The organism is Pyxidicoccus xibeiensis, assembly GCF_024198175.1.
Lineage (GTDB): Bacteria > Myxococcota > Myxococcia > Myxococcales > Myxococcaceae > Myxococcus > Myxococcus xibeiensis.
This window is the reverse complement of sequence record NZ_JAJVKV010000001.1, coordinates 739,294-757,202: the sequence shown is the minus strand read 5'-3', so window position 1 is coordinate 757,202 and position 17,909 is coordinate 739,294. Positions and strand designations below refer to the sequence as shown.

Annotated in this window: 14 protein-coding genes; 8 read left to right on the top strand and 6 right to left on the bottom strand. The window is 71.4% G+C overall.

Annotation, left to right across the window (positions count from 1 at the left end):
• Positions 1–49: 49 nt before the first annotated feature.
• The 3 genes from LXT23_RS03045 (at position 50) to LXT23_RS03035 (ending at position 4,243) form a co-directional block, all read left to right on the top strand.
• On the top strand, positions 50–2,659 hold the full coding sequence (locus LXT23_RS03045) for an MXAN_6230/SCO0854 family RING domain-containing protein (RefSeq protein WP_253978539.1): 2,610 nt from the start codon (positions 50–52) through the stop codon (positions 2,657–2,659).
• 238 nt (positions 2,660–2,897) lie between these two features.
• Entirely contained in the window at positions 2,898–3,845 is a 948-nt protein-coding gene (gene htpX, locus LXT23_RS03040) for a protease HtpX (protein WP_253978538.1), read from the top strand.
• A 59-nt stretch (positions 3,846–3,904) separates the two neighbouring features.
• Entirely contained in the window at positions 3,905–4,243 is a 339-nt protein-coding gene (locus LXT23_RS03035) for a hypothetical protein (RefSeq protein WP_253978537.1), read from the top strand.
• Between the two features lie 269 nt (positions 4,244–4,512).
• Here the strand turns inward: LXT23_RS03035 and LXT23_RS03030 are convergent, their stop codons facing one another.
• Complete coding sequence (locus LXT23_RS03030; protein ID WP_253978536.1) at positions 4,513–5,364, bottom strand: GNAT family N-acetyltransferase; 852 nt, start codon at positions 5,362–5,364, stop codon at positions 4,513–4,515.
• Between the two features lie 173 nt (positions 5,365–5,537).
• On the opposite strand from LXT23_RS03030, the gene LXT23_RS03025 reads away from it, so the two are divergent.
• Positions 5,538–7,406 (top strand): caspase family protein, encoded by a 1,869-nt coding sequence (locus LXT23_RS03025; RefSeq protein ID WP_253978535.1) that lies wholly within the window; start codon positions 5,538–5,540, stop codon positions 7,404–7,406.
• Here LXT23_RS03025 and LXT23_RS03020 read toward each other — a convergent pair whose 3' ends face one another.
• Positions 7,407–7,823: a PEGA domain-containing protein gene (locus tag LXT23_RS03020; protein ID WP_253978534.1), complete on the bottom strand. Its 417-nt coding sequence runs from the start codon at positions 7,821–7,823 to the stop codon at positions 7,407–7,409.
• An 85-nt stretch (positions 7,824–7,908) separates the two neighbouring features.
• Positions 7,909–9,384 carry a serine hydrolase gene (locus LXT23_RS03015; protein WP_253978533.1) on the bottom strand — a complete coding sequence of 492 codons (1,476 nt, stop codon included), beginning with the start codon at positions 9,382–9,384 and terminating at the stop codon, positions 7,909–7,911.
• 329 nt (positions 9,385–9,713) lie between these two features.
• On the opposite strand from LXT23_RS03015, the gene LXT23_RS03010 reads away from it, so the two are divergent.
• Entirely contained in the window at positions 9,714–10,220 is a 507-nt protein-coding gene (locus LXT23_RS03010) for a hypothetical protein (protein ID WP_253978532.1), read from the top strand.
• 46 nt (positions 10,221–10,266) lie between these two features.
• Here LXT23_RS03010 and LXT23_RS03005 read toward each other — a convergent pair whose 3' ends face one another.
• A complete protein-coding gene (locus LXT23_RS03005; protein WP_253978531.1) occupies positions 10,267–12,330 on the bottom strand; it encodes an N-acetylmuramidase domain-containing protein in 2,064 nt (687 codons plus the stop codon).
• A gap of 160 nt (positions 12,331–12,490) precedes the next feature.
• Here LXT23_RS03005 and LXT23_RS03000 point away from each other — a divergent pair, with 160 nt between their 5' ends.
• Positions 12,491–13,657 carry an ATP-grasp domain-containing protein gene (locus LXT23_RS03000; RefSeq protein ID WP_253978530.1) on the top strand — a complete coding sequence of 389 codons (1,167 nt, stop codon included), beginning with the start codon at positions 12,491–12,493 and terminating at the stop codon, positions 13,655–13,657.
• Between the two features lie 4 nt (positions 13,658–13,661).
• On the opposite strand, the gene LXT23_RS02995 is transcribed toward LXT23_RS03000, so the two are convergent.
• Entirely contained in the window at positions 13,662–14,240 is a 579-nt protein-coding gene (locus tag LXT23_RS02995; RefSeq protein WP_253978529.1) for a DUF2378 family protein, read from the bottom strand.
• Between the two features lie 10 nt (positions 14,241–14,250).
• On the bottom strand, positions 14,251–15,024 hold the full coding sequence (locus LXT23_RS02990; RefSeq protein ID WP_253979519.1) for an alpha/beta hydrolase: 774 nt from the start codon (positions 15,022–15,024) through the stop codon (positions 14,251–14,253).
• 219 nt (positions 15,025–15,243) lie between these two features.
• Between LXT23_RS02990 and LXT23_RS02985 the strand changes: the two genes are divergently transcribed.
• Together LXT23_RS02985 and LXT23_RS02980 are read left to right on the top strand one after the other, a co-directional pair.
• Positions 15,244–15,435 (top strand): hypothetical protein, encoded by a 192-nt coding sequence (locus LXT23_RS02985; protein ID WP_253978528.1) that lies wholly within the window; start codon positions 15,244–15,246, stop codon positions 15,433–15,435.
• Between the two features lie 110 nt (positions 15,436–15,545).
• Positions 15,546–17,717 (top strand): hypothetical protein, encoded by a 2,172-nt coding sequence (locus LXT23_RS02980; RefSeq protein WP_253978527.1) that lies wholly within the window; start codon positions 15,546–15,548, stop codon positions 17,715–17,717.
• The last annotated feature ends 192 nt before the right edge of the window (positions 17,718–17,909 follow it).

Here is a 17,909-nt window from a genome sequence, read left to right as displayed (position 1 = left end):
GTAGTGCATCCGCTCTCCGCCCCACTTCTTCCTCTCCCCTGGAGGCTTCGTGGTCTTGCCCGCGCTCGACCCGCTCGGTGCCACCTCGGCCCTGCTGCTGCGCAGGTCGGCCCGGGTCTTCCTCCCCACGGTGCCCGGCGCCCGGAAGCCCTCGCCCCAGAGCCTCGAGGGGGTGCGCGCGCTGGAGGCGGACCTGCTCGGGCTGGGCTACACGCTCTCCGGTCCGCTGCGGGACGCGCTCGCGGCGCTGCCTCCGGACACGCTCGCGTCCGTGGGCCGCTTCGTCTTCGACACGCTCGCGAAGCTGCTCGGGCAGGACCGGGCCTTCGTGCCCCTCTTCCAGGGGTTCCCCGGCAGCGTGCCCCACGACACCCGCTCGCTGTACATGCAGCGCGTGCTGGTGTGGCTCTACCAGACGCCCGAGCAGCCGTGCCTCTTCTGTGGCGACGTCGCCAAGGTGCAGGCGCTGGACCCCTGCGCCCACGTCGTCTGCACGAACTGCTTCGACCCGCGCGCGTACGGCGCCTGTCCCATCTGCCACCAGCGCGTCGCGAAGGGACAGCCGTACTTCCAGCCGGTGACGCACCCCTCCACTCCGGGGCTCCACGTGCTGCGCCAGGGCCGCATGACGCGGCTGTCGCTGGGCACGGACCTGGAGGCCGCCTCCAAGGACGTGGTGCTGGCGCTGCTCCTGCGCGCCGCCGTCCCGCGCCCGGACGAGCTCGAGCTGCTCCGCTTCCTCGTCTCCGATGCCGGGCTCCTCGTGCTGGGCTGGCTCCCGCCGCGCATCCCGGTGAAGGAGACGCTGGCCCACACGCTCGGCACCCTGCTGCGCAAGGCGCCGGAGGCCACGGGCGACGTGCTGGCGGGCGCCGCGGCGCACGTGAAGACGGCGACGGACGTCCTGCGCATCCTCGTGGCGCGGGCCGGAAGCAACCCGGACCTGACGGAGAAGGTGCGGCTGGAGAGCCACCCCCGCGCGCTGCGCCGTGCCGTGCTCCAGGCCCTGGAGGCGATGCCGCTGGTGAGCCTCATCGAGGACGTGCGCCGCCACCCCGGCCTCTGGAAGGCGGTGGCGCGACAGCTCCACGTCTTCGAGCGCTGGCAGGCGCACCCCCACGTCGCGCTCGCCTTCTCCACGCTGCGCGGCACCGTACTCTCGCCCCAGACGGACTTCGGCCAGGCCCTGCTGGCCCGGGCGCGTGAGCTTCCCGACTCCTTTGCCGTGCAGCCCGTGGACGGAGGCTTCACGCTGCGCTTCCGCTCGTGGTCCTCGCGAGTGGAGGAGTCGCTCGGCGAGAGAGACCTGACGGAGGCCCTGCGGCTCTTGCGACAGCGTCCGGGCGAGCTCTTGCGCAGGCTGGACCACGTGGCCCGCACGGCGCTCTCCGACGTGGACGGCGCCTCGCGCGAGCAGGAGGTCGTCGCCGCGCTCGACGCCGTGGCCGCGCGTGGTGCGCCCGGGCTGCTGCTCACCGCCGCCGCGCACCTGCGCCGCCGCCATGCGCCCTTCGCCCGGCGGGTGTTCTTCCCCAAGGGCGAGGCCGCCCATGCGTGGGGCACCGAGGACCGGCGGCCGCTGCTGCCCGGGGACACCATCGGCCAGCTCGTCGGCCCCCTGGAGCGCGAGCTGCTGCGGCGCGCGGAGCGGCTGCCCGCCGTGCCCCAGGCGCTGCTCGACGAGGCGCTGTCGGACCTGCTCGTGCCGCTCGCGGAGAAGACGGCGTCCCGCTCGCTGGTGGCGGTGCCTCGCGGGAGCGCGCTGGACCTGCCCGAGGGCGAGCACCTGCGCTTCTTCGTGCACTGGACGCAGCCCCGGGACACGCGCGTGGACCTGGACCTGTCCGTGGCCCTCTACAACGAGAGCTGGTGGCTGATGGAGGTGTGCGACTACACGAACCTGCGCCTCGCCGGTGACGCCGCCGTGCACTCGGGGGACATCACCTCCGCCCCCGCGCCCCAGGGCGGCGCCGAGTTCCTCGACGTGCACACGACCGCGCTCGTGGCCCGGGGTGTGCGCTACGCGATGCCGGTGGTCTTCTCCTTCAACAACGTGTCCTTCGACCGCATGGAGGACGCCTTCGCGGGCTTCATGGTGCGCGACGGCAACGCCGGGCGCCACTTCGACGCGGCCACGGTGGAGCAGCGCTTCGACCTGCAGGGCAAGGCCCGTATCTCCGTGCCGCTCGTCATCGACCTCGTCGCGCGCCAGCTGCGCTGGGTGGACGTGAAGGTGCCCTCCGAGCAGCGCTTCCACGACGTGGAGCGCGAGAGCGCCACCCTGGCCCACTTCGGCCAGGATACGCTGGCCTACTTCGGAACCGGCGCCAGGCCCACGCTCTGGGAGCTGGCCTGCCTGCATGCGGCGGCACGCACCCGCACGGTGCACGTGCGCCGCCGGGACGGGCGCGTGGCCGTCCTCACCCGCGCCCCGGACGAGGACACCGGCCAGTTCCTGCGCCGGCTGCGCCGCCTGGAGGACGCCCGCGACGTGGCCCGGCTGGAGCTGGGCAGGGCCCCCACCTTCTTCGCCGGCCTCTCCGACGACGCCGCGCTGCCGGACGGGAGCGAGGGCTATGCGCTGCGCTTCCGCCACACCGACGCCGGGAAGGTCCGGCGGCTCACCGCGGGCGACCTGCTCTCTCCGCTGAAGCCGTAGCCGTCACTCCGGCGTGCACTTTCCGACGGCCGCCGTGGCACGGAGCAACCTTCCACATATGAACGTGGCGGGCGCGCTGCCATAGGAAAAACCTCACCTTCCCCCAGGAACAATCTCTGGATGAGCCGGGCCCGGGCGCTGTTCTTCATGCGCCACGAGAGCACGCGGGCAGGCGGGCTTGCATCCGCTCCGCGCTGCTCAATGTTGGGGTCATCGGTCTTCTTCCGGAGTGAGGGACATGAAGGGAAGCTTCGTCAGTCGCATCGCGCTGTTCATCCTGACCAACGTCGCCGTGCTGGCGATGCTGGCCATCGTCGGGCGGCTGCTGGGCGTGGACAGCATGCTGGCCCGCTCCGGCTCGGGGCTGAACCTGCCCGTGCTGCTCATCATGTCGGCGGTGATGGGCTTCGGTGGCTCCATCATCTCGCTGCTGCTGTCGAAGAAGATGGCGAAGTGGAGCACCGGCGCCCACGTCATCGAGACGCCCCGCACCGAGGCCGAGCTGTGGCTGGTGCAGACGGTGACGCGGCTGGCGCGCGACGCCGGCATCAACACGCCCGAGGTGGCCATCTACGAAAGCCCGGACATGAACGCCTTCGCCACGGGCGCGCGCCGCAACAACGCGCTGGTCGCCGTGTCCACCGGCCTGCTGCACGGCATGCGGCGGGACGAGGTGGAGGCGGTGCTCGGCCACGAGGTGGCCCACGTGGCCAACGGTGACATGGTGACGCTCACCCTCCTGCAGGGCGTGCTCAACACCTTCGTCATCTTCCTCAGCCGCGTGGTGGGCTTCTTCGTGGACCGCTTCCTCAGCAACTCGGAGGAGGGGGAGGAGCGCGGTGGCACCGGTCCGGCCTACTTCATCACCAGCCTGGTGCTGCAGATTGTCTTCGGCATCGGCGCCAGCATCATCGTCGCCTGGTACAGCCGCCGCCGGGAGTTCCGCGCGGACGACGGCGGCGCGAGGCTGGTGGACCCGGGCGCCATGGCGCGCGCCCTGGACCGGCTGCGCCGCCAGCAGGACGACGCCAGCGAGCTGCCCGCCAACATGAAGGCCTTCGGCATCCGCGGCGGCGGCGTCATGGCCCTCTTCTCCACCCACCCGCCGCTGGAGCAGCGCATCCATCGGCTCGTGGATGGCAGCTGGGCGGGGCAGGCCCGCTACGCCACCAGCCGGGCGAGTTGATGGGGGCTCTCAGGCAGTCCTAGGCTGGCGGGATGAACCGACCGACCTGGCGTCTGGGAGTGCTGTTCGCAGCTCTGAGTCTCGCCGCGTGCAACGCGGGTGAGCCGATGCCGGGCGAGGACGACTCGTCCGGCATCTCTGTTTCTCCCGAGTCCGAAGTCGCGCAGATGTGCGTGTGCGGCACCACGCGGTACACCTCCACCCGCTATGGCGAGGGGGCGACCTGTGGCGGTGCGGCGACGCAGGCGCGCAACCTGCTCAACCTGAGCATGCAGTCGCGGTGTCCGACGGGCACCTGCAACGTCACCATCACCCCTGGTGAGTGCGTGGAGCTGGGGCCGAGCCGGACGGATGGCTTCCGGATGGACTACTCGGCGACGTACTCCTGCTGCGGGTAGCTCCGCGGCACTTCCTTCCGAAGACCGCGCGAGGAGGTCCCCGAGCCGGCCGCACGCCGCGCCAGGGTGGCCGCCTCGCGCGGTGGGCTGCTTCCGACCAGTCATGGCGAAGCGGCGACCGTTCGGCGTGGGCTGGAGGAGTCAGGGCCGGCGGATGGCGTAGGAGCCGCTCGCGTATCCGGATGGGAGTCGTTGTTTGGTAGGCTGATGTACTTCGGGTTGCATCAGTGTGCCCGCCCGGGGAGCCCCGTCCTCGTCGCGCCGCGCGCTCAGGTGTGCGCCATCGCAGGAAAGCGGTGCGGCTCGCGCGGGAGCGTCAGCCCGCGCACGAACAGGTACGCCTCCGTGTCCTCGCCAGCCGGCTCCGCGCCGGGCCACCAGCGCTCCGGGGTGAAGCCGAACTGGATGGAGGTGATGGGCCGGTCGATGAGGCGCGGGATTTCCGCGCGCAGGTCGAAGGGGCGGCGCGCGAAGACGTCGTCGATGTAGAGCGTGTCGCCCTCCACGCTCGCGAACACCCACGCGTCGTCGCCCAGGCGGCGCAGGGGCCGTGCGAACTTGTTCGCCTCGTACCAGCTCGCGATGGTGGAGTAGGCCCGCGCACCGAAGCGCTCCGTCACCGGGAGCCCCTCGCTGGAGAGCGCGGCGAGCCCGGCGCGCACCGCGGGCTCGGCCAGGTCCAGGCTCGGTGCGGGGGGGCCTCCGGGCATGGCTTCATGCCGGGCGGCGAACAGCGTCTCCCGCTCGGGCACGAAGCCGAAGCGCGGGTAGAAGTCGAGCACCGTCTTGTTGGCGAACAGAATCACCGGCGCGTCGCCGCAAGACTCCAGCGCGGCCTCCATCGCCGCGCGCGCCAGACCGCGCCCCCGGTGCGACGGCACGCAGCCGACGGCGCCGAACTGGAAGGCCGTCACCTCACGTCCTTCGACGAGCAGCCGCATCCGCATCAGCGAGGCATTGGCCACCGCCCGGCCGTCCTCGAGGATGGAGAACGCGCGGTAGTCGTCGTTCCACTCGCCCCAGTCCGTCCAGCGGCGGAAGTCGGCTTTGCGGAAGACCTGGGGGACGTAGTCGCAGAACGCGGTCTTCAGCGCGGCGTCGCCAGGCCCGATTTCAGTCACGGTGGGAGTGCCCATCCAAGCAATGTCGCACGGAGCGTGCGGGGCGTCACCGAGCGTCGCACGGAGTACCGGGGGGGCGCGTCGCTGTCAGTACGCCTTACGTGGTATGGCGGGGCGCGACGCCGAGCGGTTGAGTCCGGGGCGTCGTCAGCACAAGGGGGAATGGAGCCGCCATGATGCGCATCGCCTGGACCTTGCTCGTCGCGGCAGTGGTGGCCGCTGCTCCGGCCGCCTCCGCCGAGGAGCGCTTCGCCGTCGTCATCGGCGCCAACGCCGGCTGGGCCAACGACAAGCCCCTGCGCCACGCCGAGTCCGACGCGGAGCACATGCGCGACGTGCTGGTGGAGTTGGGCGGCTTCGCGGCGGACCGCGTCCACCTCCTGCGAGACCCGGACACGGCCGAGGTGCGCACGCTGCTGCGCCGCATGGCCGGGTGGCTGCGCGCCAGCCGCGGCGACACGCTGCTGTTCGTCTACTACTCGGGCCACGCCGACGAGAAGCACCTGCACCTGCGCGGCGAGCCGCTGTCCCACGAGGAGCTATACGGCGTGCTGCGCGACTCGCCGGGCCGGGTGCGCGTGGGCGTGGTGGACGCGTGCCGCAGCGGCTCCATCGTAGAGGCCAAGGGCGGCCGGCCCGCCGTCTCCTTCGCGTCGCAGGTGGTGGACGAGCTGGAGGTGAACGGGCTCGCGCTGCTCACCTCCAGCGGCGCGGACGAGCTGTCGCAGGAGCGGCGCGCCCTGGCGGGCTCCGTCTTCACGCACCACCTGGTGTCCGGCCTGCGCGGCGCGGCGGATGCGAACGAGGACGGGCGCGTGTCGCTGTCCGAGGCCTACCAGCATGCCTACCAGCGCACGGAGGCGGACACCGCGGCCACGCCGGTGCCGCAGCGGCCCGCCTTCCGCTACGAGCTGAAGGGGCAGGGCGAGGTGGTGCTGACGTGGCCGGAGCGCGCCACCGCGACGCTGGTGCTGCCGCGCGCGGAGGGCGAGCGCTACGTGGTGGTGGACGGCAGCGAGCGGCGGCTGGCCGCCGAGGGCCGCACCCGGCCGGAGCGGGAGACGGTGCTGGCGCTCGCGCCCGGCGAGTACCAGGTGAAGCGCGTGGGCGTGTCCACGCTGGAGGCCGCGCCGGTGACGCTGGCGGAGGGCGCGCGGGTGGAGGTGGTGAAGCTGCCCTTCGAGTCGCGGGCGCTGTCCGCGGGCCTGCTCAAGGGGAAGCCGGACACCACGGACCCGGAGGAGCTGCGCGACTGGCGGCGCGACGAGGCGCTACGGCTCCTGGCGGCGGGCGAGTCGCGCGCGGCGCTGAGGCTCTTCGACCAGGTGCTGGAGGAGCGGCCGGATGACCTCGTCTCCCTGCGTGGGCGGGCGCGCGGGCTGGTGCGCCTCGCCGAGGCGTACGAGCGCGCGGGAGACGCGGACCGGGAGCGGCGGGCCCTGCGCGCGGCCATCTCCGCGGACCCCACGCTGCCGGAGGACCCGGACTTCCGGCGCCGCTACCAGCAGCTCCAGGAGCAGGAGGCCACGCAGGCGCGCGACGAGGTGCAGCGCGAAGAAGCCCTGCGGCAGTTCCAGGACAACCCCCGGCTGGGCCGCACGTGGGGACTGGGGCTGGACTTCTTCAGCGGGCGCGGCGTGCTGGTCATCAACGCCATCTACGTGGCGCGCAAGGACCTGTACCCCTACCTCGCCCTGGACATCGGCTTCGGCGGCGTCGCCGCGGGCGTGCGGTGGACCTTCGTCTCCTCGCGCTTCAGCCCCTTCCTGGGCTCGGGCATCCACGTGGGCATCCCCGGCTTCTCCTCCACCCCGACGCGCGTCGGGATTGGCGACCAGGACGTCACCAACAACCCGGATGGCCCCAACGACATCGACAGCGGCGACGTCTTCGCGCTCAACCTGCACCTGGAAGGCGGCATCCAGTGGGTGTCCGAGGGCGGCTTCTTCCTGGACGGGGGAGTGGGGCTCATCCTCTATCCCAAGGATGGCCAGCCGCGCACGCAGGTGATGCCCATCATCGGAGGAGGCTGGCTCTTCTAGTCAGTAGAGGTCGTCGGTGCCGTCGTTGCGCTGCGGCGCCTCCCACTTGAAGAGGTCCTCATCCTCGTCCCTTGCCCGCTTCAGCACGTAGTCGTACCGGGGCGCATAGCCATACACGTAGAAGAGGGGAGCGATGAAGCCGCCCAGGAACAGGGCGGACCAGACGAAGCTGCCATCCCGACTGATGGCCGTGGAGACGGGCTCGTAGCCCTCCTTCTCCAGCCGGACCTGCACCCAGGAGAACGAGACGCGCCTGTCGGTGTGCCGGTAGGGCGTCGTGCCCACGCGCTCGTCCTGGATGTAGACGGTGGCGCCGGACGGGGTGCTGCGGATGAGGGTGCTGCTGGCGCATCCCGTCAGGGCCAGGACCAGGACGGGCACGAGCGCGCGGTGGGTGAGGCTCCAGGACCGGTGCATGCGGGCACCCCTCGGAATGAAGAAGGCCCCAGCGTACCGGGACGGGTACGTGGGGCCATACGCCTTCAGCGGTATTTCCGAGCGGCTACGGCGTGGCCTTCGTCGTGGCGGGCTTCTCCAGCTCGCGGACCTTCTGCGCGGCCCCCGTGTTCTTCGGGTCCAGCTCCACGGCCTTGCGGTAGTTCACGAGGGACTGCTCCTTGTTGCCGCTGGCGAGGTACGCCTCGGCGAGGCTGTCGTAGGGGTTGCCCTCCTTCGGGAACATCTCCACGTTCAGCTTGAAGACCTCGATGGCGTCCGCCACGCGTCCGGAGCGCAGGAGCTGGTAGCCGACATTGTTGAGCTGGCCCTCGGAGAAGTCGTACTCGCTCGCCTTCGTGGCCTTCAGGGTGCGGTAGGTGGCGATGGCCTCCGCGACGGGAGCCTTGCTGGCGGCGGCCATGACGACCTCCGCAATCGACTTCCGGGGCTGCTGGGGCGGGATGCCATGGAGGACGCTGAAGAGGCCCTGGGCGAGCTCCATGAGCTTGTCGCCGCGCGAGGTGTTGTCGAGGAGGACGACGAGCTCCTTGCGCTCCGGCGCGCGGACGATGAGCGTGCTGAACCCGTTGATGCCGCCGCTGTGGGTGATGATGGGCAGCTCCGTCTTGCCGTCATTGAGCTTGATGGAGCGCATCGTCCAACCGAAGCCGTACTGGTCGAGGCCCGGGGTGAACATCTGCTGCTTGAGCGCGGCGGGGAGGACCTTGTCCGTGTAGAGCGCGCGGTCCCAGAGAAAGAGGTCCTCCACCGTCGAGTAGAGGGAGCCGGCGGCGTACGGGAGCGACATGTCGAGGTAGGGGGCGTTGACGTAGCCGTCGGGTCCGAGCTCGTAGCCGCTGGCGCGCTTGGGGAGCACGGTGGCGGCGACGTCGTAGCCGGAGCTCCGCATGCCCAGCGGGGCGAAGATGCGCTCCTGGAGGGCCTGGGCGTACGTCTTGCCGGTGACTTTCTCGATGATGGCGCCGAGCAGGAAGTAGCCGGAGTTGTTGTAGGCGAACTTCGAGCCGGGCTCGAACTGGAGGTCCCCGCTGGCGAACTTCTTCACGAAGTCCGCGACGGTGTAGGGGTCTCTCGAGTCGTTCGGGAAGAAGGTGGGGGCGGAGGTGTAGCTGGGGATGCCGGAGGTGTGGTTGAGCAGGTGGGTGATGGTGACGCGGTCGCCGGTGTCCTTGCGGTAGTCCGGGAGGTGCTTGGAGACCTTGTCGTCGAGCCCGAGCTTCCCCTCGGCGACGAGCTGCAGGATGACCGTCGCGGTGAACTGCTTGGTGATGGAGGCGAGGCGGAACTTCGTGTCGGGGGTGTGGGGGACCTTCCACTCGAAGTTGGCGAAGCCGTAGCCCTTCTTGTGGATGAGGCCCTTGTCGTCGGCGACGAGCACCGTGCCGTTGAACTGGCGCAGCTGGTGGTACTTCGTGACGAGCTGGTCCAGCTCCTGCTGCCGCGTGGCCGCGTTGGCGGCGGGGACGAACAGCAGCAGGACAGCGAGTGCGCCCAGGATTCGCGCGGTGAGCCAGTTCATTCGGTCTCCCAATTCATGGCCGGGGTACGTTTCTGCGGCGTGGTGATTGCGTCGGAGCAGCGTGTCGAGAGGGATAGCACGGCGGGGCGGGGCTCCCGAGACCTGCCCTCCGGATGACCCATGGAGAGAAATGGAGCGCCCCCGGCGTCCCCAGTCCTCCTCGCGGATGGACGGGAATCACGCGCTGACCCCGCCCCGGCGTCGGTGGGACATGCCCCCCCGGTCCGGTGGGCCTTCCCGGGCCTGACATCCGCACGGGCGGCACATGCGTTGCTCGATGCGCCGTCCGGGAGCGATGGCCGCTCCGCTCGTGGAAAGCGAGGACTCGGATGCGTCATTGGAAGGCAGGCCTGGTGGCGACGGTGATGGCGGGCATGTTGGGCTTTGGCTGTGGCGTCGAGGAGCCCGTGGACGAGGTGTCCTCGAATGCCACCGAGCGCTATCTCGCTCCATTCGAAGAGGAGCGCGACAACCAGTGCGGCAAGAAGATCTGCTTCGACCCCATCGAGCGCGACAAGAACATCACCCACATCTTCCTCGACTTCGGTGACTGCCCCGTCGAGGACGTCCGCGTGTTCCTCACCACGGAGTCGCGCGGCACGGAAGAGGTGACGGACAGGCTCAAGTCCAGGGGCGGACCGTGCCAGGAGCTGGGCGCGGACTACCGCTTCGAGGTGCAGGGCCCCGACAAGGAGGCCAAGGTGTGCATCATCTTCAAGGACTACGTCACGGACGACGTGCGCATCGGCGCCAAGTCCGCCAATGAGTGCCGGTACGAGGATGACGACGACTTCCGCGCCTTCGAGCGGAACGACTGCCGGAAGTGCAAGAAGTAGGTAGGCAGGTCTCCGGGCCCCTCCGCCACGTCGCGCGCGAGGGGCCTCAGGAGGACTTCCCGGGGCCTCCCGGAACTCCGATGGAGACGAGCCCCTCTCCGGCGCGGATGAACAGGTCCTGGGCGAGCCGCTCGCTGAAGCCGAGCAGGAAGCACACGGACATATAAAGGTAGAGCGCCGACTCCGGCGTCGACGGCTGGATGGGCAGCACCCCCGACTTCATCAGCGCGAAGCCGAAGAGGGCGCAGTACAAGCCGATGACCGGCTTGAAGAAGCCCTGCATCAGCATGGAGAGGCGGCTGGCGCCCCGCATCTTCTCGAAGTCCCCGAGCCGCATGAGCAGGCTCACCGCGCCGCCCACGGCGCCGCACAGGCCCACGAGCAGCAGCGTGCGGGCGGGGAGGCCGAAGAACGTGGTCGCCTCGGTGGTCAGCACCTGGTGCGCGAAGGCGAAGAGGCCCTGGCAGCACAGCAGCAGCAGCCCCAGCCCGAGCACCACCTGCGTGGCGGGGGAGCTGGAGCGCAGGAGGGGCAGCGGGCGCAGCGGGTAGAGCCGGTCCGCGAGCGCGGAGGCGATGCGCAGGCGCGTGTTCTTCGCGAAGGAGAGGTTGGGCTGCTCGGCCAGGAGAGCGGTGAGACACAGGTCCAGCGCCTCCACGGCGGGAGCGCCAAGCTCCGGAGCGGCCTTGCTCCGCAGCACGACGACGCGGGACAGCTCGGCCTGGAGGTCCGCATCGAGCGGCTGGGCCAGGCGCTGGCGGAGCTGCCCGGCCAGGGGCTCCGGGAGCGTCGACGGCTCCAGCACCGCTGGGAGCTCGGGCCCTTCTTCCGAAGCGGAGGGCCAGAGCGTCAGCGGCGGGTCGGAGTCCCGCCTCGGAGCAATCGTCCACGCAGGCGTCGGGACCACGGTGTTACGCGCGGGCGCGAGGTCCGGGGGAGGGGACGGGATGGCGAGAGGGGGCGCGGAAGCCGAGCTCGCGGCAGCGGAGGGCGAGAGCGCGGGCGTCGTCGGAGCGGTGGCGAGCTGACTCGTGGAGGGCGGGCTCACCGTGAGCGCCGGAGTGGCCCCGAGCGGCGCCGCGGAGGATGGGCCCGTGGCATGGGCTGGAGCCGGCGTCATTGAAGCGGCCCCGGGCTGCGTCGCGAATGACGGGACCGTGGCCGGAGATGACGCCTGCGTCGTCGAAGCGGCGGCCATCGGCGCCACGGACTGCGGGCTGACGGCGAGCGGCGCCACGCCAGGCTTCGCCAGCGGGTCGGCTCCGGTGTCGCTCCGGGGCAGCAGGCCGTGTTGCCTCCCCAGCGCATCCAGCGTGGCCGTGTCGAACACGGCGGTGACGGGCAGCTGCTGCTGCGCCTGGAACTTCTTCAGCGCTCCTTTCGTGTGCGAGCCCAGCGCTCCATCCGGCGTGCCCGGCTCGAAGCCGAGGTACATGAGCCGGAGCTGGCCCTCGCGCACGCTCACGTCCGGCGGCGCCTGCGTCGTCAGCCGCTGGTACGCCGCCGCCAGCTTCTTGTCGTACTGGTTCTTCGCATACGCCGGGCCGTTGTAGCCCCGGGCGAAGGCCGCCCAGTCATGCGCGCGCAGCGCCTTCGCCAGCCCGTTCTTCTGGATGAAGGCCGCCAGCGCGCCGAGCTGCTCGTCCTCCGACTCCATCATCCGCGCGACGAAGTTCTCCACGGAGCCGTAGCCCAGGTCGCTGGCGTGGAAGCCCATCACCTGGCCCAGCCCCCACGACGCGCTCATCAGCGCGGCCGACGCGTCCAGCGCCAGCGCCCGCTCCAGCCGGTCGAACTCCGCCACGCCGCCGGCATAGCCTCCCGCCTTCGGGTTGCTGAGGTCCGGGGCCTGCGCATCGAAGCGGCCCTGCGTCTTGCGGCTGAAGATGTGCCGCTCGAACAGGATGACCGGCCGGCGGTCCGCGAAGAAGCCACAGCCGCGCGTCTCCACCTGGAGCACCGTCCACAGCTCCGTGGGGTGCACCGAGAGCGTGGCCGCGCAGGCCTCGATGCCCCGGACGGTGAGCGGGGTGGCGGCTCCAGTGAAGCGGTTCGTGACGTACCTCGCGGCTGGCGTGTGCGGCGAAGCGTAGCCGTGAGCCTGTTTCACGAGCCATCCCCCACTCCGCCGGGCGCGCCTGCTCCCCAGGCGACCGGAAATCCCCCGTGGGCGGAAATGTCGTACACCCGCCTGGAGGGCTGGCAAGGAAGTGGGCCTCGCCCCGGGTCGTCGCTATGGTCAACGTCGTCGGGACCCGCCCCGAGGAGCCATGAACTTCGTCTTCATCTCCCCCCACTTCCCGCCCCAGTACTTCCACTTCATCACCGCCCTGCGTGAGCGCGGGGTGACGGTGCTGGGCATCGGCGACGCGCCCTTCGACTCGCTGCGCTCCGAGCTGCGCGAGTCGCTGCGCGAGTACTTCCTCGTCCCCAACCTCCATGACGAGGACGCCCTCACCCGCGCCGCCGGCTACCTCACCTGGAAGCATGGCCGCATCCACCGCATCGACTCGCTCAACGAGTCCTGGCTGGAGGTGGAGGCCCGCCTGCGCGAGGACTTCCACGTCCCCGGCCTCCAGCCCTCCGACATCCACCGGCTGCGCTCCAAGTCCGGCATGGCCGAGGTGTTCCACGCGGCCGGCGTGCCCCACCCGGACCTCATCCGCGTGCGCGACGCCACCCAGGTGAAGGCGTTCGCCGCGAAGGTGGGCTACCCGCTGGTGCTCAAGCCCGACGTGGGCGTGGGCGCCGCCCATACCTTCAAGGTGGCCAGCGACGCCGAGGTCGACGCCGCCCTGGCCCACCCGCTGCCCACGTCCTACGTGGCCCAGCCCTTCGTGCGCGGCACCATCGTCACCTACGACGGCATCGTCGACCGGCACGGCGTCATCGTCTTCAACCTCAGCCACCAGTACAGCGACGGCGGCATGGAGACGGTGCTGGAGAAGCGCGACATCTCCTTCTGGAGCCTCCAGGAAATCCCCCCCGCGCTGGACGTGCTGGGCCGCGAAGTCGTGGCGGCCTGCGGCCTGCGCGAGCGCTGGTTCCACCTGGAGTTCTTCCGCCTGCCGGACGGGCGCTTCATCGTGCTGGAGGTCAACCTCCGGCCGCCCGGCGGCTTCATCACCGACATGATGAACTACACGTGCGACATCGACGTGTACCGGCTGTGGGCGCGCGTGGTGACGGGGGACCCGGTGGCGGACTTCCGCTACACGCCGCGCTACCACGTGTGTCACAGCGCGCGCCGCAAGAGCCGCCGCTACAAGCACAGCCACAAGCAGGTGGTGGACCGGCTGGGCTCGTCGCTGCTCATCCACCAGGAGCTGCCGCCCATCTACCACAGCCTCATGGGCGAGGAGATGTACCTCACCCGGCACCCGGACCTGGACGCCATGCACGAGGCGGTGCGCTTCATCCAGGCCACCGCGCCGTGAGGCTTCAGCGCTCCGTCCAGGTGAGCAGGAACGTGGTGCTCGGCGCGGCCGCGTCCGTGTGCAGCTTCGTCACCTTCGGAGCCTCCGCGCCGCCCACGCGCAGCATGGACTCGAAGAGCGCTTCCACGTAGCCGGGCGAGTCCAGCGCCGAGTTCATCCGCATCTCGTAGGTGGTGGGGCCGCGCTCGGTGAGCTCCACCTCCGTGTAGTTGTCGGTGGAGCGCAGCGTCTGGGGCAGCCGGTGCACCAGGCGGCGCGGGCCGAGCAGCCGCATGACGCCGTACACCGCGCGGCCGATGACGGTGCGCCCGTAGCCCTGCACGTGCGCATCCGCCAGCAAGCGGAAGGCCTCCTCGCGAGGCATGCCGGGAAAGGTCTCCTCGGCGATGACGCTCAGGCAGTGCGTCCACAGCGGCACCGGGTAGGCCGGCAGCAGCGGCCGGTCCAGGTCGATGCCGGCCTTCTTGAGTCGCTGCTTGAGCCGCGGTGACACCTTGCCGTGAAGCCCGTGCTGGAGCAGCCCTTCCACGACCTGCACGTAGACGAGCCGCTGCTCGGTGGGGACGGGCTTGCGAGGCTTCACGCGGCGGGCCTCACCCCAGCAGCCAGTGCAGCGCGGTGGGCAGCCGGCGCTGCCAGTCGCGCTCGTGGTGCTCGCCGCCGGGCTCCAGCACGAGGGCGACCTCGTGGTCCGCGTAGCCCACCTGCTTGAGGTGCTCGTAGAAGGCGCGCGTGGCCTCGCCGTAGTTGAGCGGCACGCCGTCGGCGTCGATGAACTCCTGCTCGCCGGCATCCAGGTAGATGCGGGACCAGCGCCGGCTGTGGGCGGTCCACTCCTGGAACAGGCGCCCCTCGCTCCACATGACGGTGGGTGACAGCGCGCCGATGCGGCCGAACACCTCCGGGTAGCGGCAGCCGAGGTACAGCGAAATCAGCCCGCCCAGCGACGAGCCCATGGCGGCCGTCCACTCCGGCTCCGGGCGCGTGCGGTAGGTGCGGTCCACGAGCGGCTTGAGGTGCTCCACCAGGAAGCGGCCGTAGGCCTCGCCGCGCGCCTTCGTCTGGTTGCGCGGCTCGTCCCAGGGCGAGTACTCCTGCATCCGCCCCGCGCCCGAGTCCACCGCGACGATGAGCCACGGCTCCAGGCGGCCCGCGCCCACGCCGTGCTCCAGCGCGAGGTTGGCGCACCACGTCTCGAAGCGGGCCGACTCCGGGTGGGCGAAGACGTTCTGCCCGTCGTGCATATAAAGGACGGGGAAGCGGTGGTCCGGCAGCGCGTCGTAGGCGTCGGGGGTGTAGACGCGGACGGTGCGGGCGAAGCCCTCCTGGGGGGAGGGGAGGTCTCGGACGATGTGGACGTGGCCCATGGTGCTCAAGTGGCAAGCATACATAGATGGAGCGTCGGACCGGGCCAACCGCCTCACGGTAGTCCCCAGGTACACACACAGACGACCTCGCCTCGTGTCCGCCCGGCTGGTGGCCTGGAAGGCGGGGCCCGGGTCTGCACAGGGCGGCGGGACAGCCCCGTGTGGGCCCCTCCTGTCATGCTGGCCGCGGCGGCAGGTCGGAGCGCTGGAGTCGAGTCGATGGAGCTGGACCGGATGAACCTGGCGGAGCTGCTGCGGACCACCGAGTCCGACCTGCGTCAGGCGCAGGCGGGGCTGGATGGCAGCGAGGAGTCGCGCCTCCGCCATGCCGCCGCCCAGGCCCGCGCCGTGGCCGCGGAGTCCATCGCCGCCGAGCTGCTGCGGGTCGACCCTCGCGCCGTGTGGGCCTGAGCCCGGAGCGCGCGTCCCGTCCATGGACCTCGCGTCCGTGGCGCGGACGCGGTGGAGGCGTGGGGTTGCTGTAGGGAAGGGTGGTCCCGGATGTGCAGTGGGTGCGCGGCGTGCGTCGCGTCCTTTCACTGTCATGGCCGTGGGTGGTGCTGGGGTGCTGGCTCTGGGCCGCGGGGCCCGTGCAGGCCGCGCCCTATGAGGTGGAGCCGGAGTCCGGGGGCGAGCTGGAGCTGCTCGCGCTGCTGGAGGAGGGCGCCATCTCGGGCGAGACGCTGGCGGCGCTGCTGGCCCTGCGGCGCGCGGGCGTGGACCCCGGGCTCGCGACGCGCGCCTCGCTCTATGGGCTGCCCGGGCTGACGTACGCGCAGGTGGATGCGCTGCTGCGGCAGAGGGCGGGCAGGGGCGGAGGGCGCGGGCGCACAGCTGACTCAGAGGTGCCGCCGCTCGGATTCGGCGAGGACCCGGCCCGGGACCGGCGTGATGCGGCGCGCGCCGGGGACGGTGGGCTGACGGACGAGGAGGCGCGGAGGCTCGCGGCCTTTCTCGTGAGGCGTGAGGAGGGGCGGCTGTCGGGGGATGCGCGGCTGATGATGGCCTTCGCCGCGTCGGACGGGCTGCTGCCGCCCATGGCCTTGCAGGTCCGCGCGGGAGGGCTCGGCGGGCTCCAGGCGGGGGTGCTCGTCTCGCTCGCACGCCGGAGGCCCGGCGCGCCTCGGAGGGATGCGCGACGGCGGGCCCTCGTCGTGGAGGCGCCCGGTCCGTCGGTGCTGCTGCCCAAGTTCCATGTCCGGTGGTCGGGAGCGCGCGCCTCCGCGCTGCTGGGGACGTACCGGCTGGGCTTCGGGCAGCGGCTCACGCTGGACACCACGGCACTGCCCGCGCCCGACGGCTTCCTTCCCGATGACGGTGTGCGGCCACCGGGAGCGCTGGAGCGCGAGTGCCTGGTGGGCGGCACCGGCTGCGAGCCGGAGGAGCGGCTGTCCGAAGTCACGCCGGACTTCGGCTGGGATGAAGGCTTTCGCGGGCTGGTGGGCACCGTGCGTGGTCCCCTGGGGCCTGGCGCGGAGCTGTCGCTCACGGGCTTCGGCTCGTACCAGCTGCGCTCGGTGCAACGGCATGCGGTGCTGGACCGCTCGCTGTGCACCGGGGCTCGTGGAGGATGCCGGGCGCCCGACGTGTGGGTGCCGCTGGAGGACTCGCGGGTGGAGAAGCTCACCGCGCGCACGCTGCCGGGGGCCTTCCAGGAGTGGGCCGGCGGCGGCAATGCGACGCTGTCCCTGTCCTCGCGTGCGCAGGTGGGAGTGACGGGCTGGGTGGCGCGGCCGGTGTGGGCGGTGGACGGGGCCCGGCTCGACTTCCAGCCGAGTGCCCGCTACCCGGCGGGCGGTGGCTTCGGCGCGGTGGGGCTCGACGCGGCGTGGGGCCACGGCGCGGTGGACCTGTTCTTCGAGGGCGCTCGCAGCTTCGACTCGGCTCCGGAGGGAGGCGGCGGCTTCGGCGCCCTCCAGCGCACGGTGCTCTCGGGGGAGCGGCGGGAGCTGGAGCTGGCGCTGCGCTACTACGGGCGGGACTTCGCCAATCCCTACGGCGGGGCACCGTCCGGGCCGGATGCGCTGGAGGGGCTGCGCGCTCGCAACGAGCTGGGGGCTCGCTTGCGTTACCTCCAGCGGGAGGAAGGGGCGTGGCGGGTGCGTGGGCAGGTGGATGCGTGGACGCCGCCGACGGACGGTGCGGTGCCCGGGTCGGCTGGCACATTGAACGTGCGCGCGTCCGCGCGGGCGGACTGGCTCGTGTGGCCGCTGTTCCAGCCCTCGCTCCAGGTGGAGCTGCGTGACTCGGAGGCGGGTTCAGACGCGGCGTGCCTCCAGGAGGAAGAGGCGGACGGGTGCTCGCGTGGACGGTACGGGCTCATCGTCCGGGTGCGCTCCGAGGTTGCCGACGGTGTGACGCTGGCCGCGCAGTACGGACATGCGCGGGTGGAGGAGCCCCGGCAGGCAGGGCCCCGGTACGACGGGCAGGCGGTGCTCGACGTGCGGCTCCGGCCGAGCGAGTCCGTGCGGCTGGGCGGGCGCGTGGCCTGGCGGGACGAGGACCTCTCCGAGCGCACCAGGTTGCGGCAGGAGCTGCGCACGGTGGTGGACGCGAGCTGGGCCGTCTTCGACACCGTGACGGCGCGGGCGCGGTACGCGTGGGTGCTCGACTTGAAGGATGCGCTCGGGGCCCGCGTCCCGCCCGACCCGCCGCGCCACCTCTTCCAGTTGGAGCTGGAGACACGCCTGTGAGGCGTGACGAGGCGGAGTGAGCTTGAGCGGGGAGCGCCGACAAAGGGGCGTGGGGAAGGCGCCTTGGGGGCGCTGCCCACCCGGAGCTGGAGCCACGGCTGTGAGGCATTGCGAGACGGAGTGAGCTGAACATGAGGGATGACGACATGAGGGGATGGGGAATGTGTGTGGGCGGGGGCGTAGTGCTGGCAT